We start from the raw sequence: 19,549 nt of genomic DNA, 5'->3' as shown, positions 1-19,549 counted from the left end.
CTCCGTTATTAGGATAATTCATATTATCAGCACTGGGAGGAAGCTTGTTTCCCACGGTCGACCAGATGCACGCCGAGCTCGACACCCTCGCCGCCACCGGCCTGGTACGGCTGCGCCGTATCGGCACCTCGCGCCTCGGCGAACCCCTGCGGGTCGCCACCATCGGCTCCGGCCCGCGCGACGCGGTGATCATCGGCGGGCCGCACCCCAACGAGCCCATCGGCGCGCTCACCGTCAGCGCCCTGCTGCACCGGCTCGTCGCCGACCGCGCGCTGCGCGAGGACTTCGGCTACCGCTGGCACCTCATCCCGTGCATCGACCCGGACGGCGCGCGGCTCAACGAGGGCTGGTACTCCCGTCCGGGCGACCGCCGGGCCTACGCCGAGCACTTCTACCGGCCGTGCGAGGCCGACCAGGTCGAGTGGACGTTCCCGCTCACCGGCGAGGACTACTTCTTCGACCGCACGCTGCCGGAGACCGAGGCGCTGATGCGGCTCATGGACGAGGTCAGGCCCGCCTTCGTCTACTCGCTGCACAACGGCGAGCTCCAGGGCGCGTTCTACTACCTGAGCCAGGACGACCCCGCGCTCGCCGCCCGCCTGGCCGACCTGGCGACCGCGCACGGCCTCCCTCTGCACAAGGGGGCGCCCGAGGTGCCGAGCGCGACCCCGCTCGCTCCCGGCGTCTACCGCACGCCGCGCGGTTCCGTCGTGGGCCCGATCTACGGGATCGGCGGGGCGAGCGTCGACTACGCCGACCGGTTCGGCGCGCTCCACCTGGTGACCGAGCTCCCTTACTGGTCCGACCCCCGCTTCGCCGACGAGACCCCGACCTCCGAGGGGTACGGCGACGCCATCAGGACCGGCCTCGCCGCCCAGCGCGAGCTCGGCGAGTCGTTGTCCCAGTCCATGACAGCGGTCGTGGCCGACCTGACCCTGCACACCCCGTTCCGCCGAGCGGTGCAGGACTTCCTGGACGCCCACGCCTCGTTCATCGCCGAATGGGAATCCATGCCAGGCACCGACCGCCCGGCGACGGTGGCAGAACTGGTGGGCACCCGCCAGACCGTCCACACGCTGCGCCTCAGGTACTGCGGGATGTACCTGCGCCTGCTGGACGCCGAACTCACCGCAGGCAACCAGACCCCGGCGATCAGATCGGAACGAGCCAGGATGGGAACCCTCTTCGACGAATGGTTCGACCTCGCCGAGGCCGACTCGACCGCAACCCCCATCCCCCTGGAAACCCTGGTCACCGTCCAACTCGAAGCCGCCCTGCTCGCGGCCGGGTGGTGGACGCATAGATGATCTATTAACGGCCTGCCCGATGCTGTGGGCATGATGACGAAACCGCACGTGGAGGGCTGGCTCGTCGAGGGCGCCCTGGTCAGGACCTCGGAGGTCACCTACACGATCGACCTGACCCGACCGGCCGAAGCGGAGGTCGCGCATGACCTTCGGTAGTGAACTGCGCCGCCTGCGCCGCAGGCGTGGAATGAGCCAGCTCACGCTCTCCCAGGAGGTGGGCACCGGGCAGCGCCACATCAGCTTCCTGGAGCGGGACAAGGCCAGTCCCGGCCGCCCGCTGGTCCTGCGGCTGGCCGAGCACCTCGGGCTCACCTCGACCGAGCGCGACGACCTGCTGCTCGCCGCAGGTCTGGTGCCCGAGGCGGTACGGCCGGAACCGGACTCCCTGCCACTGGACCTGCTGGAATCGGTGGTGAGCAGCTACCTGCCCTACCCGGCGGCGATCATCGGTCCGCTGGGCGGCGTGGTGGCGGCCAACGCCGCCCTTACGCTCGTCACCGACGGAAAAGGCCCCGCGGAGCTGCGCGAACCTGCCTCGCTGTGCCGCCTGCTGACCAGCCGGGCGGCCAACCCCGCCTCGTGGGCCGGGCACGTGCTCGCGGGCATGCGCACCCTGGCCCGCCGTACCGCGGGAAGCCCCGGGCTCGTCGCCTTCATCGGCGAGCTGGCCGAGCACGTCACCGACCCGATGCCCGACCACCTCGGCTTCACCACGTCACTGCGCCTGCGCAGCTCCCGCGGCGACCTGAACCTCACCATCGTCACCACCACCCTGGGCACCGCCGCGGAGCCGACGCTGAACGGCTGCCTCCTGAAAACCTTTCTGCCCGCCGACGCCCGCACCGCCGAGCTCTTCCACAGCGCCGTCCTGACCTAGCCCGGCGGCAGGTCGTGGCTGGTGAACATGTCGAGCAGGCGGCTGATCGGCAGGTCGGACTCGGTCGGGTAACGCAGGTGCCGGTCGGGATGCACGCTGTAGCGGTTACGCCGCCCCACACGCTCGCGGGTGAGGTAACCGGCCTCGGCCAGGTCGTTGACGATGCCCTGCACGGCGCGCTCGGTGATGCCGATGACGGTGGCGATGTCGCGCAGCCGTACATCGGGATCGCGGGCGATCTCCAGCAGCACGCGGGCATGGTGGGTCAGGAACGTCCATTGCGACGGTTCGGGCACGGCGCCTCCTGGATGTCGGCGTTCCTCCATCTTATAATGAAGCAACATTCAGGTAATTTCCTTCATGTGTGGGATGGGGGGAACGGCCATGAGCCCACTGTCGCTGGCCTGCCAGCACCTGCCCGGCGGCTCCGTGATCCGGGTGAGCGGTGAGGTCGACGCGAGCACGTCCGTCCAGTTCGCGACGTTGCTCCTCGAGGCCCATCCACGCCCGCACGAGCCGCTGGTGCTCGATCTCAGCGCGATGACCTTCATGGACAGCTCCGGGCTGACCGTCCTCCTCAACACGCGGGCGTCGGCGGAGGCGGCAGGCGGCCGCCTGCTACTGGCCGCCCCGCACCAGCGCGTCCGCCGCGTGCTGGAGGTCACCGGCCTCGTGCGGCTGTTCAGCCCCTACGAGGACCTGGACGAGGCCATCGCCGCAGCAGGGCTGCGAGCTGAATATGAGCTGCTGGAGGGGTAGGCAGTCAGTTATGACAGTGACCAGATTCCAGGACCTGCCACTCGCCGACCGCGACCACAAGTGGGACGGCGACGCCGCCGACAAGCGGGTCCGCGCCTGGGCCGACGCCGAGGACGCCCCGGACGCGGCATACCGCGACGCCCACGTCTGGTACGACGGGGACGCGCCGGACAACTTCGGCAGCTACAAGCTGCTGATCGCCGACGTGGTCGACGGCAGGCTGAAGGCCGTGCCGCACGCCGTGATGGCAGCGGGCGGCGTCATGCAGGGCGCCAGGGGCGGGGTCGACCTGCCGGACGGGGACGTCGAGCGGGTGAAGGCCCACCTGGCCCGCTACTACACCAAGATGGGCGAAACCCCGCCTTGGGAGCGCTGAGGCACGGACCAGGTGCGCCTTGGGCCGGGGCTAGCCCCGGATCGGGCCGTGGTTCTCCACCGAGGAGATGCGGTCGTTCCAGCCGATCCGCTCCATGTCGGGGATGTCGATGGTCGGCGTCCCCCACAACCGGGAGCCGTGGTAGTGGTCGTGCTCGTAGTAGAACACCAGGCAGTTGGTCGCCCCGGTCGAGCTGATCGTGTCGTTCCACTCCGAGCCTGGCCAGGAGCCGTGATGGACCTCGGTCAGGTCCGGCCACGCGTAATAAGCGTCCAGCCAGAACCAGTCCCCGGCGAAGAAGTGGTGCTCGAACATCTGCACCTGCCCGATCGTCGGCGGCCTGGACGCCATGGCCGGCGGGCTCTCCGCCCTGCCGACGGCGGCCGCCGCCCACACCGCGGCGCGCAGCGACCGGTCGTCGGTGTAGGCGAGGATCCGGTCGGGCGAGCCGTCGGCGACGAAGGTCAGCATCTGCCCGTCGAAGCGGGCGATGTCCGCCGGGTCGTACTCGACCCCGTCCACGACCACCGCCACCTGCGGCGGCCGGTGCTTCAGCGGCGGGGCTCCCGCTGTCGCGGGCGTGGTCGGGGCGAGCAGCCGGAGGGAGTCGATCGGTTCCGGCCTGGCCGGTGGCGGGGTGGCCACGGCGCGCTGGACGAGGGACTCCAGCGTGGTGATCCCGGCCTCGTCGAGGACCGCCAGGACGTCGTCCTCGGTCAGGCCGCCGACGTTCCCGGAGAAGCGCAGGAGCTTCTCGACGTCTTTCCTGGTCTGCGTGCTGAGCTGAGCGTTTGACATGGGGCGTGGCTCCATCAGTCGAGGGGGTCAGCGTCGGCCGTTGCCGTAGTTGGCGACCGAGGAGATGCGGTCGTTCCAGCCGATCCGCTGCAGGTCGTCGAGGGCGATGCCGGGCGGCGCGTAGAGCGCGATGCCGCCGAAATTGATGTGCTCGTAGTAGTAGACGAGGCAGTCGGTCGGCTTGGCCGAGCTGATGGTGTCGTTCCAGTCGGAACCCGGCCAGGAGCCGTGCCTGACCCCGGTCAGGTCGCTCCACCCCTGGTGGGCGCCGCACCAGAACCAGTCGCCGTCGTAGAAGTGGTGCTCGAACATCTGCACCTCCCCCTGGGTGATCTCGGCGGAGGGGGCGGCAGGGGACTGCGCGCCGAGCGAGGTGGCCACCCATACCGCGGCCCGCAGCGGCCGGTCGTCGGTGTAGGCGAGGATCCGGTCGGGCGAGCCGTCGGCGACGAAGGTCAGCATCTGCCCGTCGAAGCGGGTGATGTCCGCCGGGTCGTTCTCGACCCCGTCCACGACCACCGCCACCTGCGGCGGCCGGTGCTTCAGCGAGGCGTCCGCCGTCCGGGTGGGCGCCAGGAGGTGGGAGGGGTCGAGCGGCTGGGGCTCCGCGGGCGGTGGTACGGCGAGAGCATGCCGGATGAGGGCGTCGAGGCTGGTGATGCCCGATTCACGCAGGACCGTCAGAACATCGTCCTCGCTGATTCCGCCGACGTTGCCGGAGAAGTGCATGAGCTTGTCGACGCCTCGCCGGGTTTCACTGCCGATCTGGTTACGAGCCATTGCGGGTCTCCATCTGAGAGGGGGGTGCTGCTCAGGCACACCAGACTGCTCGTGGGACCCGTGATGCTGAAGTAGCGCGAGCGCGACAGATTGACACTCGACAGTTACATTGAGTGACCTACGTCGTCGATAAACGGTGACATTCGGCGGACAGTCCGCGCACATTCGGCCGACATCGTGGAACGTCATGACGAGCACCACGCAGCAGTCCCTGGCCGCATGCGCGCGGGACCTGACCAAGACCTACGGCCAGGGCGACGCCCAGGTGCACGCCCTGCGTGGGGTCGACCTCGACCTCCCCCGAGGCAGGTTCACCGCTATCATGGGGCCGAGCGGTTCCGGCAAGTCCACGCTGATGCACTGCCTGGCCGGGCTCGACCAGGCCAGCAGCGGCACCGTCACTGTGGCGGGCACCGACCTGGGGTCGCTCGACGACGACGCGCTCACGATCTTCCGCCGCAAGCACATCGGATTCGTGTTCCAGTCGTTCAACCTGCTGCCGATGCTCACCGCGATCGAGAACATCGTGCTCCCGCTGGAGCTGGACGGCCGCCGGATCGACGAGGCGGCCCGGCAGCGCGCGCACGCGCTCGCCGAGACCCTCGGCGTGGCCGACAGGCTCGGTCACCGGCCGGCCGAGCTGTCCGGCGGCCAGCAGCAGCGCGTCGCGATCGCCCGGTCCCTCATCACCCAGCCTGACCTGCTGTTCGCCGACGAGCCCACCGGCAACCTGGACAGCACCACGTCGGCCGAGGTGCTGGACCACCTGCGCCGCTCGGTGCGCGAGCTGGGCCAGACCGTGGTGATGGTCACCCACGAGCGGGACGCGGCGACGTACGCCGACGACGTGGTCATGATGCAGGACGGGCGGATCGTCTGATGAACACCGTGTTCCTGGCGTCGCTGCGCATCCACGCCCGCAGGTACGTGGCTGCGGCGATCGCGGTCGTCGTCGCGGTCTCCTTCGTGGTCGTGGTCGGGGTGCTCACGGCCGGGGCGCAGACCGGTCTCATGGACGGCCTTGGCGTGCCGTACCGCAATGCCGACCACGTGGTCTCGCCGGTGGGGTGGCCCTCGTTCGAGCTGGACACCAAGGACGTGATCGCCTACGCCGAGCGGCACGGCCAGAACGCCTCCGCGATCGGCCGGGCCACGCTCCCGGCGCGCGCGGGCGGCCGTCTGCTGTCGGAGACGACCGTGGGGCCGATCGCCCCCTCGGAGGAGCTGCGCTGGCAGAAGCTCAGCTCGGGCCGCTTCCCGGCGCGCGAGGGCGAGGCGCTGGTGGACGTGTACTTCGCCCTGGCCGAGGACGTCGCGGTCGGCGACCGGGTCAGGGTCGGCGACAGCGCCAACGCGGCCGACATCGAGGTGGTCGGCCTCGTGGAGTCGCCCTCGCCCCCGGCCCAGGCCTCGATGTACGTCACGTGGCCGCAGCTGATGAAGTGGCGCGACCAGCTCCACCTGGGCTCGGTGGCGGTGCGCGGGGAGGTGGGCGAGCTTCCGAAGGGCGCCAAGGTGATGTCGCCCGAGGGGTTCGCCGAGGAGCGGCTGCACTTCGTCCAGAACCGGGTGGACAGCCTGTCGGTGATGCTGCTGGTGTTCGCGGGCATCGCGCTGTTCGTCTCGGTACTGGTCATCGCGAACACCTTCTCCATCCTGTTCGCGCAGCGCCTGCGCGACTTCGCGATGCTGCGCTGCGTCGGCGCGACCCGGCGGCAGGTGGTGGGCTCGGTGCGCCGGGAGGCGGCCGCGGTCGGCGTCCTCGCGTCGCTGGCCGGGATCCTGGTCGGCGTCGGCCTCGGCTACGGGCTGATCGCCCTGATCAACGCCCTCGCGCCCACCACCCCGATGGGCGCGGCCGACCTGCCGGTGCTCTGGCTGCTTGGCGCGTTCGCCGTCGGCCTGGTGGTCACCATGGTCGCCTCCTGGCTGCCGACCAGGCGGGTGGTCCGGGTGAGCCCGCTGGCGGCACTGCGCCCGGACGCCGCGGTCGACGTGAACCTGTCCACCAGCCTGGTGCGGCTGGTGCTCGCCGCGCTGCTGCTGGTCGCGGGGCTGGCCCTGCTCGGGGTCGCCATGATCCAGGACGCCACGGTGCTCATGGTGGCCGGGGGCGGCTCGGTCTTCGCAGCGGTCCTGCTGTTCGGTCCGGTGCTGATCCCCCGGCTGGTACGGATCGTCGGCGCGCTGCTCGGTCCCGCCGGGCGGCTGGCCACCAAGAACGCCGTGCGCAATCCGCGCAGGACGGCCACCACGACCGCGTCCCTCCTGGTCGGCGTCACCCTGACGACGGCCGTGCTCACCGGGATGAACACCTGGCGCTCCGCGCTGGACGAGCAGGTCGGCAGGGAGCACCCCATCGACGTGTCGCTCACCTCGGCGGGCAAGCCGGTCGGCGCCGACCTCCTGGACCGGGTACGGGGCACCCCCGGCGTGGAGAACGCCGTCCTCCTGAACGGCGCCGTGGCCCGGGTGGCTGGGCTGGACAAACCGCTCCCGGTGGTCGCCGCGCCGGACGTGGGGCAGGTGTCCCGCGACGGCGGGACCTTCGCCCAGGTGGCGCCGGGGAAGATCAAGCTCGACGCCGAGGCCTTCGGCAAGGAGCTGAAGCTGCGGCCGGGCGACCGGGTGACCGTACGGGTGGGAGACCGGCAGGCCAAGCTGCAGGTCGCCACCGGCACCGGCTGGGGCAGGACGGGCGTGGTCGCGCCAGAGACGCTGGCGACGCTCACCGCCTCGCCCGAGCCGCACGCCGTCTGGATCCGCGCCTCGTCGGGCGCCGACCCCGCGCAGCTCGGCCGGGACCTGGACGCGCTGGCGAACCCGGCAGGCGCGGCGGTGGAGAACGGGCTGCGCACCTGGGAGTCGCTGGACGCCCAGCTGAGGGTCCTGACCTGGTCGGCGCTGGGTCTGATCGGCATCGCCATCGTCATCGCGCTGATCGGGATCGCGAACACCCTGGGACTCTCCGTACTCGAACGCGCCCGTGAGCACGCGATGCTGCGCGCGCTCGGGCTGACCCGCAGGCAGCTGCGCCGGATGCTGGCGGCCGAGGCGGTGCTGCTGTCGATGGTGGCCACCCTGCTCGGCACCGTGATCGGCGTCGCGTTCGCCTGGGTCGGCTTCGAGACGGTCGTGACGCGCGCTCTGAGCAACGCCACCATGCGGATCCCGTGGTTGTCGCTCGCCGTCGTCGTCGTCATCGCCGCCTTGGCCGGGCTGCTCGCCGCCGTCCTCCCGGCCCGGCGGGCCGCGCGAGTCACCCCGGCCGCGGGGCTGTCCCTCGACTAGTCCAGGGGCATCACCGTGAAGCTGAACCCGGTGCTTCTCGTACGGCGGAGCGGGGTGTCGCTCTTGATCCGACGCGCCACCTCGCTCCTGCTGAAGCCGAGCCCCTGGGCGATGAGCCACTCGGGGCGCACCGGCACCGGGTCGTCGAAGGCGACCTCCACCCGGACCGGCCACGCCTCGTCGGACCACCCCGACGGGGCGTCCAGCTCCCAGGCCCCCGCCCAGTCGAGTGTGAACCGGTTGCGCCGGGCGAGCAGCGGGTCCAGCAGCCTGGCGGCCACCAGCCCCTGATCGTTGGCGTGGTAGCCGTCGAGCTCGGCCGGGTCGAAGGACCTGACGGGAGCCCGCTCGTGCACGGTGAGCTTGCTGGTGCGATCGCAGGACACGCAGCGCACCAGCAGCCACACGTCCAGCAGCTTGCCGTTGGCGTTGACGCGGAACCTGCCCTCGCCCGTGGTGGCCGACTCCGACCGGCAGTCGACGCACCGGAGCGACAGCAGGGGCAGCCTGGTCCGGCGGACGGCCCAGGGCAGCACGATATGAGGTTGTGAAGACATGATCTCTCTAGACCTGACACGAGGCCGATTACGCGCGGCCTCGAACGCTGAACGGCCGGGCAGCCCGGCGGAGCCGACGTCACGGTCGGCTTGAAGGAGAGCGGAACTGTGTCAGGTCTAAAGGGCAGGCGGGGTCACGCGGGTTTTGTCCTCTGTCTTCACGGGCGTTGGGGCCGCAGGCAACCTATGGGAACGCCGGAGGAGGGCTCAACCGGTTTTACAGTGGATCACCATGAGACACCGTATCGCCGTGGTCGGCGGCGGCCCCGCCGGTCTGACCTTCGCCCGCGTCATGCACCGCCACGGCCACCTGGTCGACGTCCTCGAACGCGAGCCCTCGCGCGACTCCCGTCCCCCGGGTGGAGCGCTGGACATGCACGCGGGGATGGGGCAGCTCGCGCTGAGCAAGGCGGGGTTGCTGGCGGAGTTCCAGGCGCTGTCGCGCCCCGAGGGGCAGGCCATGCGCATCCTGGACACGGACGGGACCGTTCTCCGCGACTGGCCGGCCCGTCCCGACGACCAGGCCAACCCGGAGATCGACCGCGGGCAGCTCCGCGACCTGCTGCTCGGTCCCCTCGACGTCCAGTGGGGGCGTGCCGTGACCGAGGTGGCGCCGGGGGTCGGGGACGGCGCGCTGGTGCGGTTCGCCGACGGGCGGGAGGAGACGTTCGACCTGGTGATCGGCGCGGACGGCGCGTGGTCCCGGGTCCGTCCCGCGCTCTCGCCCGTGGTGCCGCACTACACCGGGGTCACCTATGTCGAGACCTCGCTGGACGACGTCGACACCCGCCACCCGGACCTGGCCCGGATGATCGGCGACGGTTCCATGGCCGTGTACGGGGTGAACCGGGCCGTCGTCGCCCAGCGCAACAGCGGCGGTCACGTCAAGGTGGGCGCCCAGTTCCGCGCGCCTCTGGACGAGCGTGCGGACATGGACGACGCCGAGGTCGTGCGGGCGGGCCTGCTGGAGATGTTCGACGGCTGGGCCGACCCCGTCCTCGACCTCCTGCGTCACGGCACTGCCTTCGCCTACCGCCCGCTCTACGTGCTGCCGGTCTCCCACACCTGGACGCACGTCCCCGGGGTGACGCTCCTGGGCGACGCCGCCCACCTGATGCCCCCGCTGGGGGCGGGCGCGAACCTCGCGATGCTGGAGGGCGCGGAACTCGCTGAAGCCGTGGCCGCGTCCGACGATCTGGACGGGGCCGTGCGCGCCTTCGAGGAGCAGATGTGGGCGCGGGCGAGCAGGTGGGCGAAGATCACGGGCGACGGCCTGGAGCGCCTCGTGAGCTCCGACCCCACCCAGGCCCTCGCCCTCTTCGACGAGGTCCAGCCCTCCTAGGGTGTGCCGTAGCGGGTGGCGACCGTGGTGGCACGTTTGTGGAGGGAGGCGCGCAGCCACTCGGGGGTCAGGGCCTCCGCGCTCGTGCTGAGCTGCCACAGCGCCCATTCCGCGTGCCGGTGGTCCTGGAAGCTCACCTCCAGCCGCAGCCAGCCGTCCGCCTCCGTCTCTTCAGCGAGTACGGCCAGCGCGGTGCCCACCAGCTCCTCCCGCCGCACCGGATGCACCCGCACCACCACGGTGACCTGGTCGCCGCCGGTCCTGAACCGCGCGCTGCGCTCCTGCCAGGCCCGGTCCAGATCGACCCGGTCCGGCCGCTGCGCGGGTTCGTCGAGCTCCTCGGCGGCCAGGATCCGTGACAGCCGGTAGGTGCGGTCCTCCCCGGACCTGGTGGCCAGCAGATAGCCACGCTCGCGCACGGTGACCAGCCCGATCGGGTCCACCGTGCGCCACTGCGGACTCTGGTCCGCGGCAGCGTACTGGATGCGCAGCTTGTGCCCGGCGAACACCGCACGCAGCACGTCGGCCACGATCGCGTCGGGCGCCTCCTCCGCCTCCAGCCGCCGCGAGAGCAGGTCGGTCTCCGGATCGATGAGCAGCCGCTGCGCCGCACCGGCCGCGGTGTCGCGATAGCTCTCCGGCAGCGCGTCGACCACCTTGAGCATCGCCGACGCGAGCGCCGAGCCGAGCCCGAACGCCTGCGCCCCGCGCCGCGACCCGGCCACCAGCAGGGCCAGCGCCTCGTCATGATTCAGCCCGGTCAGCTCGGTCCTGAACCCCGGCAGCAACGCGAACCCGCCGAGCCGTCCGCGCTCGGCGTAGACCGGGACGCCTGCCGAGGACAGCGCCTCGATGTCGCGCAGCACGGTCCTGGTGGAGACCTCCAGCTCGCGGGCCAGCGCGGTCGCCGACAGCCGGCCGTGCTGGCGCAGCAGCAGCACCAGGGAAACCAGCCGGTCAGCACGCATCAGAAAACCCTAAGGGATACACGACACAGGGTGTCGTATATGGCCTGGCAGACTGATCGGCATCTGGTCTCGACGAATCATATGGAGCTGAAATGGCACTGCAGCGTACTGCGGTCAACCCGTGGGCATGGTCGGCACCCCTGGGATACAACCAGGGTGAGCTCGTTTCCGGCGACACCCGGACCCTGTACATCTCCGGGCAGACCGCGATGAGCGCGGAAGGAAAGCCCGAGCACATTGACGACATGGCGGGGCAGTTGGCGCTGAGCCTCGACAACCTGGAGGCGGTGCTCGCCGAGGCGGACATGTCCTTGGCGAACCTGGTCCGGCTCAACGTCTACACCACCGACGTCGACCGGCTCTTCGAGCACTACGGCGTGCTGGCGGCGCGGCTGGGCGCCGCGGGGGTGGCGCCGTCCACCACTATGCTCGGTGTGACCCGGCTGGCGATCCCCGTCCTCATGGTCGAACTCGAGGGGACCGCCGTCGCGTGACAGGCACCACCACGGAGTTGGGGATCATGAGCGCGGAAGAGGATTTCCAGCAGGTCGGCGCGGAGCTGGCCGACCTGGGTGTGCGGCTGTCCAGCATGATGGGGCGCCCCGCGCTCAAGGACCAGGCGGGCAAGGTGTTCGCGAGCCTGCAGCGCGACGGCGCGATGGTGTTCCGCCTGGTCAGGGACACCCCCGAGCACGCGGCCGCGCTCAAGCTGCCCGACGCGTCCCTGTTCGACCCCTCGGGGGCGGGCAGGGCGATGAAGGACTGGGTGGTCGTGCCACACTCCTCGGCCGACGAGTGGACGGATCTGGCCGAGGCGGCGCTGAGCCGCCCCCGCTAGAGGTGCTCGTGGCGGTGCTGAGCCGTCACGAGCCGTCCACGACGACGACCAGGTCCTCGCCTGGATGCACAACGGGCACGCCGACCTCCTGCGCCAGGGCATCGACGGCGCCGTGGGCCTCTAGTCCCTCATGAGGCGAGCGAGCCGGTCCCAGGCCGGGGAGGTGGCCTCGGGCTGCGACTGCGCGGCCAGACGGGCGATGGTCGGGTTCTGGACCGGGCGGGTCTCCGAGCGGCTGTGGTGCCGGGCGAACCAGTCCCGGGTACGGCCGGCCAGGCCGGGCAGCCGCGGGTCGTCCGGTGACCAGTCGTAGGCGGCGTCGTGTTCGAGGTAGAGGGCGCGGAACTCGGGATCGGCGATGAGTTCACGCTTCTCCGCGAGCCACACGGCGGCGTCCTCGGGTGAGGCGGTCTGCATCAGGATCCAGCCGTCGCGTTCCAGGCGCACCTGGCGCTCGCCTGCGCCGAGCTCGCGCAGCTCCTCCAGGTAGTCCGCCACGTCCTGGGTGACGAAGAGCCGGTCGTCGCCGCGCAGCCGGGCGAGGTGCTCGCGGCTCCGTCCCAGCTGCGCGATGCGCTCCTGCAGGTCGTGGTCGATCTCGGCGATGGCCGCGGTGAGCGTGTCGGGGTCGGCGTCGAGGAGGTCCTTGACGCGGGCCAGCGGCACGCCCGCACCGGCCAGGGTCCTGATCTTGACGAGGGTGATGGCGTGCTCGGCGGTGTAGCGGCGGTAGCCGGAGTGGTCGCGGCCCGGCTCGGCGAGCAGGCCGCGCTCGTGGTAGTGGCGGATGGTCTTGATGCTCACTCCGGCGTAGTCCGCGAGCTGGCCGATCGTGATCATGCCGGTCATTCTCCCACGTGGCGGGTGAGGCGGCCGCCGCCGTTGCGGAAGCGCGCCTGGCCGTCGCGCACGTCGTGGAAGGAGACCAGCAGCAGGCGCAGGTAGCCGTCGAAGGTCTCCAGCGGGTACCCGGCGGGCGCGAACAGTCCGGGCCGGATCGCCACGTAGCGCTGCGGCGGGGCGGAGGTCGCACCGCCCGCGAACGCGGTGAAGATCTCCTCCTGGGAGGCGTCGGCAGGCTCGTAGGTCATCCGTTCCTCCAGCTGCCCGTCGACGATGCTGACGTCGATGCGGAGCTGGTTGGAGCGGTAGGTGCCGACGTACGGGGTGAGGTCGACGTCCTCCCGCACCTCGGTGACCAGGGCGGGGATCTTGGCGCCGAGGTGCTCGGTCAGGATCCACTGCAGGATCTGGTCCTGCAGCATGATCGCCCCCGAGGTGTTGCCGAAGGCGGTGAAGACCAGGTCGTGCTCGGGGACGACACACAGGATGGACACGCCGCCCGGCGAGGCGCCCGACATGGCCAGGACGGTGGTGTCGCCGAAGGGGTAGCGCACCCAGCCCAGGCCCATCGGCGGGACGTTCGGGGTGGCCATGTCGAAGGCGACCTGCTGCATCAGCGCGGTCGACTCGGCCGACAGCACGCGTTCACCGGAGGGCGACACCCCGCCCGCGAGGTGGGTGCGGCCGAAGGCGAGCAGGTCGGCGACGGTGCCGATCGGGGTGCCACCGGCCGGTCCCCAGGTGTCGGGCAGCATGAACATGCCGGTGGGCCTGGCCGCCATGGTCTCGGGGTCGAGGAAGTGGCCGACGGCGGTGCTGCGCAGGATGGCCCGCTCGGCGCTGGTGGAGGAGTCCTTCATCCCGGCGGGCGCGTAGACGTCGCGGGCGAGCAGGTCGGGGAAGGACAGGCCGGTCACCGCCTCCAGCAGGCGGCCCGCGACGATCATGCCGCCGTTGGAGTAGCTGAGCTGCTCGCCGGGCTCGAACAGGGTGCCGCAGTTGCCCGCCAGGCCGGCGACGTAGGCCTTCAGCGCGTCGCGGCCCTTGGCGTCGGGGAAGTACAGGTCGGCGTCGATGCCGTTGGTGTGCGAGATCAGGTGCCTGACCAGGATCCTGTCCGCCGCTCCCGGGACGGCCAGGGCGAACTCGGGCAGGTAGGAGACCACGGGCCGGTCCAGGTCCAGCAGCCCCCGCTCGACCTGCCGCAGGACCAGGGTGGTGGTCAGGACCTTGGTGACCGAGCCGAACAGGAATCCGGTGTCCGGCAGCATCGGCGCGTTGGTGGCGGTGTTCGCGGTGCCGTGGGCGACGACGATCTGCTCGCCCGCGTGGTAGACGCCGGCGACGAACCCGGGGATGTGGGTGGAGGCGGCGGCCTGCTCGCGGATGTGGGCTTCGACGGTGTGGAGCGCGTTGTTGTTCATGCCCCTACCGTCCAACCCTGCCCTTGGGGCGGGGTCAAGCCTCGGGACCAAGAAATTCGGCGAGCTCCATGCGCTTGGTGATCCCGAGCTTGGGATAGGCGCGGTAGAGGTGGTGCCCGACCGTTCGCGGGCTGAGGAACAGCTGGGCGGCGATGTCGCGGTTGCTGAGCCCGGCCGCGGCCAGCCGTACCACCTGGCGCTCCTGGGCGGTGAGCCGGGCGAGCGGGTCGCGGTGCTGCGGCTGTGCCACCGGGCGGTCGCCGAGGACGGCCAGCTCGGCGCGGGCCCGCTCGGCCCACGCGCGGGCGCCGAGCTGCTCGAAGGCGGTCAGCGCCTCGGCCAGGTGGGTGCGGGCCCGCGTGCGCTGACGGTGGCGGCGCAGCCATTCCGCGTACAGCAGAGTGGTGCGCGCGTGGTCGTAGGGGCGTCCGTCGTGCAGCTTCAGGGCGGCCTCGTAGTGCGCTTCCGCGTCGTCGGTGAGCAGGGCGCGGCAGCGGTGGGCCAGCGCGGCGGCGTGCGCCTGGCGCGTGTGCGTGGCCCAGTTCTCCAGTCGCGGCACGTAGGTGGCGGCCTGTGCTGGACGGCCCGCCCGCACCGCGGCTTCGACGTGGTCGGGGATGGCGCGGATGAGGAAGTCGTGCCGGGCGGGGCCGGAGCAGACCGCCTCCAGCCGGTCGGCGGCGGCTTCGTGCCGACCGCGGCAGAGATCGAGCAGGCCCAGCGCCCAGGTGGCGAGCGCGGCGTTCGTGGGGTGGCGCACCGCGTCGTGGAGGAGGTCGGACCTGACGCCGTCGGCGTCGCCGGTGACCGCGGCGAGCCAGGCCGGGATGGCGGTCATGATGGCACGCTGCGTTTCCTGGCCGAGCTCGGCAGACACCGACAGCGCCTCGGTCACGGCGGCCTCGGCCTCGCCGAACCTGCCGCGCAGCAGCAGGGTGATCGCCAGCGGCTCCTGCGCGTAGGGCAGCCAGGCGAGCGAACCCTCCCGGCGGGCCTGGGCGACCATGGCCGCGAAGATGTCGGTGGCTGCCTCGTCGTCGGCGACGATGAGCGCCAGATACCCGGCCAGCACCCGTTCCACCAGCCCGCTGACCCGTCCCTGTGCCGCGGCGGCGACCAGCTCGGCCATGCGGGCCACGCCGTTCCCGGTGGCGCCGTCGAGCAGGTCGCGCAGCCCGATCATGCCCTCGGCGACGGGCAGCAGCTCGGAGTCCGGGTCCAGCGACACCTCGGCCAGGTGGTCGGCGCCCCGGCGGATCAGGTCGTGCGCGCCAGCGTCCTTGGCGCACCCCATGGCGTCGGTGAGGATCGAGACGGCCTGCTCGGGATGCGAGCCGACGATGCGGGCGGCGCCGTCCAGCATCAGCGCTGCGGCAGCAGCCGGTGACTCGAGCTCGTAGGCGACCTGCGCCCTGACCCACGTGGCCTGGGCGAGCAGGGACTCGTCCGTGGTCAGGCGGGCTGCAGCCGCCGACGACTCGGCGGCCCGGTCGAGCCAGCCGGCGTCGTAGGCGGCCCTGGCGGCGCCGATCAGCCGCCTGCCCTGCTGCTCCCTGTCGGTGCTGAGCTGGGCGGCGCGCTCCAGCGCGCTCGCCACGGCCGCAGACCCGCCGCGCCGTTCGGCGCGGCCCGCCGCCTGCTCCAGCTCGGCCGCGATCCGCTCATCGGGTACGCCGGTGGCAGCGGCCAGGTGCCAGACCCGGCGGTCGTCGTCCAGCGTGTCGGCCAGGGCCCGGTGCGCCGCGATCAGCCACGCCCTCGGCGCGCCCCGGTAGGCGGCGGCCCGGATGAGCGGGTGCCGGAACCTGATCGTGTCAGCGGCCCATTCGATCAGCCCGGCCTGCTCGGCAGCCGCCAGATCGGCAACCGACAGGCCGAGCCGCAGCGCCGCGCCCATCACCACGGACGCGCTGGCCGTGTCGTCGGCGGCCGCCAGCACCAGCAGCCGCTGCGCCGCCTCGGGCAGCTCCACGATGCGGGCCCGGTAGGCGTCCTGGACCTGCCTGGCCACGGGGAGCGGCTCGACGGGGAGCGACCAGGCGCGCCGGTCGGTGAGCGCGGCGGTGAACTCGATGATGGCCAGCGGATTGCCGCACGCCTCCGCCAGGACGCGCGCCCGCGTCTGCCCGGCGAGCCCTTCGGCCCGCTCGTCGAGCAGCGCGATCGCGCTGGCCCGGTCCAGCGGGGGCAGCTCCATCACCTCGATGCCGGGGGCGGAGAACGGCCCGGCGTCCGCGCGGACCGCGAACACGACGGCCACCGGCTCCACCCGCAGCCGCCGGGCGGCGAACAGCAGCGCGTCGGCCGAGGCCGGGCCGAACCACTGCGCGTCATCGACCAGGCAGAGCAGCGGACGGTCGGCGGCCAGCTCCGACAGCAGCGACAACGTGGCCGCCCCGACGAGGAACCGCTCGCCCGCCTGGCCGTCCGCCAGCCCGAACGCCGCCCGCAGCGCCTCCGCCTGCGGGCGCGGAAGCCCGCCGATCCGGTCCAGGAACGGGTGGAGCAGCAGGTGCAGCCCGGCGTACGGCACCCGGATCTCGGACTCGATGCCGACGCCGCGCAACACGCGCAGGTCGGCGGCCCGGGCGGCGGCGTGGTCGAGGAGGGCGGTCTTCCCGATCCCCGCCTCGCCCCGGATGACCAGCGGGCCGCCGTCGCCGGCCCGCACCTCGGCCAGCAACCGCTCGATCCTGGCCAACTCCGCCGCCCGGCCGACAATCACCCACGCACAGTAACCCGGCTCATGGACGAGTCGTAACCGCCTCCGCCGGGGTACACCCAGGCGCCGTCCAGCTCGTCGCCGTCCGGGGCGAACGTGCCGCGGAAGTAGGCCGGCGAGCCCTTCTCGCCGGCCCAGATGGTCAGGACGTCGCCTTCCAGCTCGTAGACGTAGTCCAGGGTGTCGCCCCTATGGCCGTAGAAGCGGCTCTTGACGTCCGCGCTGGGCTCGGCGCCGTACGGGCGCTCGTGGCCGATGATCTCCATGCCCCTGATCTGCTCGCCGTACTGCTCGAGGTCGACGTCCTGGATCAGGAACGCGCCTCCCTCCATCCAGCGGTAGGTCACCGTGCCCTCGGCTCCGCCGGTGACCTTCCACGTGCCGACCAGCCGTTCCAGCTCTCTCATCTCCGTCATGCTCCGACGCTATGACCGGGCCTGTAAGTACCCGCATCGGTCGAAATACCGGCGGTCAGGGCGTATTCGGCCAGGCTGGCGGCCATCATGTCGGCGATCTCCTCCAGGCGCGGGTCGTCGAGTTGCGCCAGCTTCGAGAGCATGATCTCGGGGATGCGGTCGGGCCAGCGCGCCGCGACCAGGATCCACCCGTCCCGCTCGCCCTCCACCAGCCGCTCCGAGGCGGCGGCGCATGCCACCGGAGTAAGTCGAGACCTTGCGCCCGCCCGCCTCGGTCAGGGAGAACCTGCGCAGCAGGTCGTCCGCGATCGCGCCCGGGTCCTTCAGGTGCCACAGCCTGGCCGCGAGGAGGAGGTTCTCCCGTCCGGTGAGTATGCCGTCGACGGCGGCGAACTGGCCGGTGAGGCTGATGGACTTGCGCACGTCAGCGGGTTGGGTGGCGAGGTCGAATCCGTTGACGCCCGCCGTACCCGCGTCGGCTTTGAGTAGCGTGGCGAGGATCTTCACCACGGTCGTCTTGCCCGCGCCGTTGGAGCCGAGCAGCGCGAAGATGCCGCCGGGCGCCACCTCGAAGTCCACGCCGCGCAGCACGTGGAGGTCCTTGTACGACTTCGTCAGGCCCTGCACCTGGATCGCATGACTGGTTCTCATGGGAACAGCGTGGAGGGTTGACGCCGCGTCAGGGTCAAGAGGCGAATCAGCTCAGCGCAGTCGCGCGTTCAACCGTGCGGCCTGGCGGGTGAGGTGGTCGCGCTCCGGGAGGCTCAGCGCCGAGCGGGCTGCTTCGCCGTACAGGCGGGCCGCGCTCACCAGGTCACCGGCGCGCTCGTGCAGGTACGCCGAGGCGGCCGTGTAGCGCGGGAGGGCGGGGTCGAGCTCGGCCAGGGCGGCCAGCCCGGCCCGCGGACCGTCGGCCTCGCCGACCGCGACGGCCCGGTTGAGCCGCGCCACCGGGTTGCCGGTGAGGCGCACCAGTTCGTCGTACCACTCCACGATCTGCACCCAGTCGGTCTCCTCGGCCTTCTGGGCGTCGGCGTGGAGCGCGGCGATGGCGGCCTGGGCCTGGTACTCGCCCAGGCGGTCGCGGGCGAGCGCGGTCTGGAGCACGTCGACGCCCTCGGCGATCAGGCGGGTGTTCCACAGGCCGCGGTCCTGCTCGGCGAGGGGGACGAGCCTGCCGTCCGGACGCGTGCGCGCCGGGCGCCGCGCGTGGTGCAGCAGCATGAGCGCGAGCAGGCCGGCCGCCTCCTCGTGGTGGGTCATGGCCGCGAGCTGCCGGGTGAGCCGGATCGCCTCGGCTGCGAGGTCGACGTCGCCGGAGTAGCCCTCGTTGAAGACCAGGTAGAGCACACGCAGCACGGTGGCGACGTCACCGGGCTGGTTGAACCGCACGTCGGCGACGGTCCGCTTGGCCCTGCTGATCCGCTGCGCCATGGTCGCCTCGGGCACGAGGTAGGCCTGCGCGATCTGGCGGGTCGTCAGGCCGCCGACCGCGCGCAGCGTGAGCGCGACGGCCGAGGACGGGGTCAGGGACGGGTGCGCGCACAGGAAATACAGCCGCAGCGTGTCGTCCACCGCCTCGCCCGGGTCGGGCACGGGCTCGGTCTCGACGCGTTCCTCGCGGCTGCGCCTGGAGGTGTCGGCGCGGGCGGCGTCGAGGAACTTGCGCCAGGCCACGGTGACCAGCCAGCCCTTGGGGTCGCGCGGCGGGTCGTCCTGCCACACCCGCACCGCCTCGACCAGGGCGTCCTGCACGGCGTCCTCGGCCGCGGCGAAGTCAGCTCCGCGGCGGACGAGGACACCGATCACCGCGGGCACCAGCTCCCGCAGCAGCGACTCGTTCACTCGGTCACCGTGGGCGCCTCGCCGTAGCAAGGGCGCAGTTCCAGCCATTCGTGGATCGGCTCGCCGCCGGCACCCGGGGCGGCTGACAGCTCGCCGGCCAGCTCGACCGCCCGCTCGTGGGACTCCACGTCGATCAGCATCCAGCCGGCGATCAGGTCCTTGGTCTCGGCGAACGGGCCGTCGGTGACCGGCGGCCGGCCCTCGCCGTCGTAGCGGACGAACATGCCCTCGGGTGAGAGCGCCTGCTCGCTGACGAACTCGCCGGTGCTCTCCAGCCGGGTGGCGAAGTCGCGCATGTACTGGATGTGGGCGGTGACCTCCTCCGGCGTCCACTGGTCCATCGGCGCGTCGTTGACGGAGGCGGGGGCGCCCCGGTAGTGCTTGAGCAACAGGTACTTGGCCATCG

General features: G+C 71.8%; 22 protein-coding genes. 10 read left to right on the top strand and 12 right to left on the bottom strand.

The window, feature by feature from the left end:
* The first annotated feature begins 44 nt into the window (after positions 1 to 44).
* From ACIBG8_RS05575 to ACIBG8_RS05565, 3 genes are read left to right on the top strand one after another with little or no spacing between them, the layout of a single operon-like run.
* The gene (locus ACIBG8_RS05575; RefSeq protein WP_397341331.1) at positions 45 to 1,307 is read left to right on the top strand and encodes a M14 family zinc carboxypeptidase; all 1,263 of its coding nucleotides are present in this window, start codon (positions 45 to 47) and stop codon (positions 1,305 to 1,307) included.
* Positions 1,308 to 1,337: 30 nt separating this feature from the next.
* The gene (locus tag ACIBG8_RS05570) at positions 1,338 to 1,463 is read left to right on the top strand and encodes a hypothetical protein (RefSeq protein WP_397341329.1); all 126 of its coding nucleotides are present in this window, start codon (positions 1,338 to 1,340) and stop codon (positions 1,461 to 1,463) included.
* Positions 1,450 to 2,184 carry a helix-turn-helix domain-containing protein gene (locus ACIBG8_RS05565; protein ID WP_397341328.1) on the top strand — a complete coding sequence of 245 codons (735 nt, stop codon included), beginning with the start codon at positions 1,450 to 1,452 and terminating at the stop codon, positions 2,182 to 2,184. The genes ACIBG8_RS05570 and ACIBG8_RS05565 overlap by 14 nt, the downstream gene beginning before the upstream one ends.
* On the opposite strand, the gene ACIBG8_RS05560 is transcribed toward ACIBG8_RS05565, so the two are convergent.
* A complete protein-coding gene (locus tag ACIBG8_RS05560) occupies positions 2,181 to 2,480 on the bottom strand; it encodes a helix-turn-helix transcriptional regulator (protein ID WP_397341327.1) in 300 nt (99 codons plus the stop codon). The two genes, ACIBG8_RS05565 and ACIBG8_RS05560, sit on opposite strands and share 4 nt — an antisense overlap.
* Positions 2,481 to 2,568: 88 nt before the next feature.
* On the opposite strand from ACIBG8_RS05560, the gene ACIBG8_RS05555 reads away from it, so the two are divergent.
* A complete protein-coding gene (locus ACIBG8_RS05555; protein WP_397341326.1) occupies positions 2,569 to 2,943 on the top strand; it encodes an STAS domain-containing protein in 375 nt (124 codons plus the stop codon).
* A 10-nt stretch (positions 2,944 to 2,953) separates the two neighbouring features.
* Positions 2,954 to 3,319, top strand: coding sequence for a hypothetical protein (locus ACIBG8_RS05550; protein WP_397341325.1), 366 nt, complete (start codon positions 2,954 to 2,956; stop codon positions 3,317 to 3,319).
* Between the two features lie 30 nt (positions 3,320 to 3,349).
* On the opposite strand, the gene ACIBG8_RS05545 is transcribed toward ACIBG8_RS05550, so the two are convergent.
* Positions 3,350 to 4,117, bottom strand: a complete 768-nt coding sequence (locus tag ACIBG8_RS05545) for a hypothetical protein (RefSeq protein ID WP_397341324.1) — start codon at positions 4,115 to 4,117, stop codon at positions 3,350 to 3,352.
* Between the two features lie 27 nt (positions 4,118 to 4,144).
* Positions 4,145 to 4,897, bottom strand: coding sequence for a hypothetical protein (locus ACIBG8_RS05540; RefSeq protein WP_397341323.1), 753 nt, complete (start codon positions 4,895 to 4,897; stop codon positions 4,145 to 4,147).
* A 187-nt stretch (positions 4,898 to 5,084) separates the two neighbouring features.
* On the opposite strand from ACIBG8_RS05540, the gene ACIBG8_RS05535 reads away from it, so the two are divergent.
* The gene (locus ACIBG8_RS05535) at positions 5,085 to 5,777 is read left to right on the top strand and encodes an ABC transporter ATP-binding protein (protein ID WP_397341321.1); all 693 of its coding nucleotides are present in this window, start codon (positions 5,085 to 5,087) and stop codon (positions 5,775 to 5,777) included.
* On the top strand, positions 5,777 to 8,188 hold the full coding sequence (locus ACIBG8_RS05530) for an ABC transporter permease (RefSeq protein WP_397341320.1): 2,412 nt from the start codon (positions 5,777 to 5,779) through the stop codon (positions 8,186 to 8,188). Before ACIBG8_RS05535 ends, ACIBG8_RS05530 begins: the two co-directional genes overlap by 1 nt.
* On the opposite strand, the gene ACIBG8_RS05525 is transcribed toward ACIBG8_RS05530, so the two are convergent.
* Positions 8,185 to 8,724: a DUF1062 domain-containing protein gene (locus tag ACIBG8_RS05525; protein ID WP_397341319.1), complete on the bottom strand. Its 540-nt coding sequence runs from the start codon at positions 8,722 to 8,724 to the stop codon at positions 8,185 to 8,187. The genes ACIBG8_RS05530 and ACIBG8_RS05525 overlap by 4 nt on opposite strands.
* A 253-nt stretch (positions 8,725 to 8,977) precedes the next feature.
* Here ACIBG8_RS05525 and ACIBG8_RS05520 point away from each other — a divergent pair, with 253 nt between their 5' ends.
* Positions 8,978 to 10,087 (top strand): FAD-dependent oxidoreductase, encoded by a 1,110-nt coding sequence (locus ACIBG8_RS05520; protein ID WP_397341318.1) that lies wholly within the window; start codon positions 8,978 to 8,980, stop codon positions 10,085 to 10,087.
* Here the strand turns inward: ACIBG8_RS05520 and ACIBG8_RS05515 are convergent.
* Positions 10,084 to 11,055: a helix-turn-helix transcriptional regulator gene (locus ACIBG8_RS05515; RefSeq protein ID WP_397341316.1), complete on the bottom strand. Its 972-nt coding sequence runs from the start codon at positions 11,053 to 11,055 to the stop codon at positions 10,084 to 10,086. The two genes, ACIBG8_RS05520 and ACIBG8_RS05515, sit on opposite strands and share 4 nt — an antisense overlap.
* Before the next feature lie 98 nt (positions 11,056 to 11,153).
* On the opposite strand from ACIBG8_RS05515, the gene ACIBG8_RS05510 reads away from it, so the two are divergent.
* Entirely contained in the window at positions 11,154 to 11,549 is a 396-nt protein-coding gene (locus ACIBG8_RS05510; RefSeq protein ID WP_397343895.1) for a RidA family protein, read from the top strand.
* 26 nt (positions 11,550 to 11,575) lie between these two features.
* On the top strand, positions 11,576 to 11,893 hold the full coding sequence (locus ACIBG8_RS05505) for a hypothetical protein (protein WP_397341315.1): 318 nt from the start codon (positions 11,576 to 11,578) through the stop codon (positions 11,891 to 11,893).
* A gap of 120 nt (positions 11,894 to 12,013) precedes the next feature.
* Here the strand turns inward: ACIBG8_RS05505 and ACIBG8_RS05500 are convergent, their stop codons facing one another.
* The 7 genes from ACIBG8_RS05500 to ACIBG8_RS05470 are packed head-to-tail and all read right to left on the bottom strand — an operon-like array spanning position 12,014 to position 19,547.
* Positions 12,014 to 12,733 (bottom strand): MerR family transcriptional regulator, encoded by a 720-nt coding sequence (locus tag ACIBG8_RS05500; RefSeq protein WP_397341314.1) that lies wholly within the window; start codon positions 12,731 to 12,733, stop codon positions 12,014 to 12,016.
* Positions 12,734 to 12,738: 5 nt separating this feature from the next.
* Positions 12,739 to 14,160 (bottom strand): serine hydrolase domain-containing protein, encoded by a 1,422-nt coding sequence (locus ACIBG8_RS05495; RefSeq protein ID WP_397341313.1) that lies wholly within the window; start codon positions 14,158 to 14,160, stop codon positions 12,739 to 12,741.
* 34 nt (positions 14,161 to 14,194) lie between these two features.
* Positions 14,195 to 16,885 (bottom strand): ATP-binding protein, encoded by a 2,691-nt coding sequence (locus ACIBG8_RS05490; protein ID WP_397341312.1) that lies wholly within the window; start codon positions 16,883 to 16,885, stop codon positions 14,195 to 14,197.
* Positions 16,882 to 17,298: a hypothetical protein gene (locus ACIBG8_RS05485; RefSeq protein ID WP_397341310.1), complete on the bottom strand. Its 417-nt coding sequence runs from the start codon at positions 17,296 to 17,298 to the stop codon at positions 16,882 to 16,884. Before ACIBG8_RS05485 ends, ACIBG8_RS05490 begins: the two co-directional genes overlap by 4 nt.
* 9 nt (positions 17,299 to 17,307) lie before the next feature.
* Entirely contained in the window at positions 17,308 to 17,949 is a 642-nt protein-coding gene (locus ACIBG8_RS05480) for an ATP-binding cassette domain-containing protein (RefSeq protein WP_397341309.1), read from the bottom strand.
* A 51-nt stretch (positions 17,950 to 18,000) separates the two neighbouring features.
* On the bottom strand, positions 18,001 to 19,143 hold the full coding sequence (locus tag ACIBG8_RS05475; RefSeq protein ID WP_397341308.1) for an RNA polymerase sigma factor: 1,143 nt from the start codon (positions 19,141 to 19,143) through the stop codon (positions 18,001 to 18,003).
* Complete coding sequence (locus tag ACIBG8_RS05470; RefSeq protein ID WP_397341306.1) at positions 19,140 to 19,547, bottom strand: YciI family protein; 408 nt, start codon at positions 19,545 to 19,547, stop codon at positions 19,140 to 19,142. The genes ACIBG8_RS05475 and ACIBG8_RS05470 overlap by 4 nt, the downstream gene beginning before the upstream one ends.
* Positions 19,548 to 19,549 lie beyond the last annotated feature (2 nt).

The organism is Nonomuraea sp. NPDC050556, assembly GCF_044457355.1.
Taxonomy (GTDB): Bacteria; Actinomycetota; Actinomycetes; order Streptosporangiales; family Streptosporangiaceae; genus Nonomuraea.
This window is presented reverse-complemented; position numbering and strand designations above follow the sequence as displayed.

What these genes read in the sequence shown, in the direction of transcription:
- ACIBG8_RS05495 (WP_397341313.1), bottom strand. Translation starts at nt 14,160, where the DNA reads ATGAACAACAACGCGCTCCACACCGTCGAAGCCCACATCCGCGAGCAG.
- ACIBG8_RS05545 (WP_397341324.1), bottom strand. Translation starts at nt 4,117, where the DNA reads ATGTCAAACGCTCAGCTCAGCACGCAGACCAGGAAAGACGTCGAGAAG.
- ACIBG8_RS05505 (WP_397341315.1), top strand. Translation starts at nt 11,576, where the DNA reads ATGAGCGCGGAAGAGGATTTCCAGCAGGTCGGCGCGGAGCTGGCCGAC.
- ACIBG8_RS05555 (WP_397341326.1), top strand. Translation starts at nt 2,569, where the DNA reads ATGAGCCCACTGTCGCTGGCCTGCCAGCACCTGCCCGGCGGCTCCGTG.
- ACIBG8_RS05470 (WP_397341306.1), bottom strand. Translation starts at nt 19,547, where the DNA reads ATGGCCAAGTACCTGTTGCTCAAGCACTACCGGGGCGCCCCCGCCTCC.
- ACIBG8_RS05515 (WP_397341316.1), bottom strand. Translation starts at nt 11,055, where the DNA reads ATGCGTGCTGACCGGCTGGTTTCCCTGGTGCTGCTGCTGCGCCAGCAC.
- ACIBG8_RS05535 (WP_397341321.1), top strand. Translation starts at nt 5,085, where the DNA reads ATGACGAGCACCACGCAGCAGTCCCTGGCCGCATGCGCGCGGGACCTG.
- ACIBG8_RS05565 (WP_397341328.1), top strand. Translation starts at nt 1,450, where the DNA reads ATGACCTTCGGTAGTGAACTGCGCCGCCTGCGCCGCAGGCGTGGAATG.
- ACIBG8_RS05520 (WP_397341318.1), top strand. Translation starts at nt 8,978, where the DNA reads ATGAGACACCGTATCGCCGTGGTCGGCGGCGGCCCCGCCGGTCTGACC.
- ACIBG8_RS05550 (WP_397341325.1), top strand. Translation starts at nt 2,954, where the DNA reads ATGACAGTGACCAGATTCCAGGACCTGCCACTCGCCGACCGCGACCAC.
- ACIBG8_RS05485 (WP_397341310.1), bottom strand. Translation starts at nt 17,298, where the DNA reads ATGACGGAGATGAGAGAGCTGGAACGGCTGGTCGGCACGTGGAAGGTC.
- ACIBG8_RS05530 (WP_397341320.1), top strand. Translation starts at nt 5,777, where the DNA reads ATGAACACCGTGTTCCTGGCGTCGCTGCGCATCCACGCCCGCAGGTAC.
- ACIBG8_RS05570 (WP_397341329.1), top strand. Translation starts at nt 1,338, where the DNA reads ATGATGACGAAACCGCACGTGGAGGGCTGGCTCGTCGAGGGCGCCCTG.
- ACIBG8_RS05500 (WP_397341314.1), bottom strand. Translation starts at nt 12,733, where the DNA reads ATGATCACGATCGGCCAGCTCGCGGACTACGCCGGAGTGAGCATCAAG.
- ACIBG8_RS05480 (WP_397341309.1), bottom strand. Translation starts at nt 17,949, where the DNA reads ATGAGAACCAGTCATGCGATCCAGGTGCAGGGCCTGACGAAGTCGTAC.
- ACIBG8_RS05540 (WP_397341323.1), bottom strand. Translation starts at nt 4,897, where the DNA reads ATGGCTCGTAACCAGATCGGCAGTGAAACCCGGCGAGGCGTCGACAAG.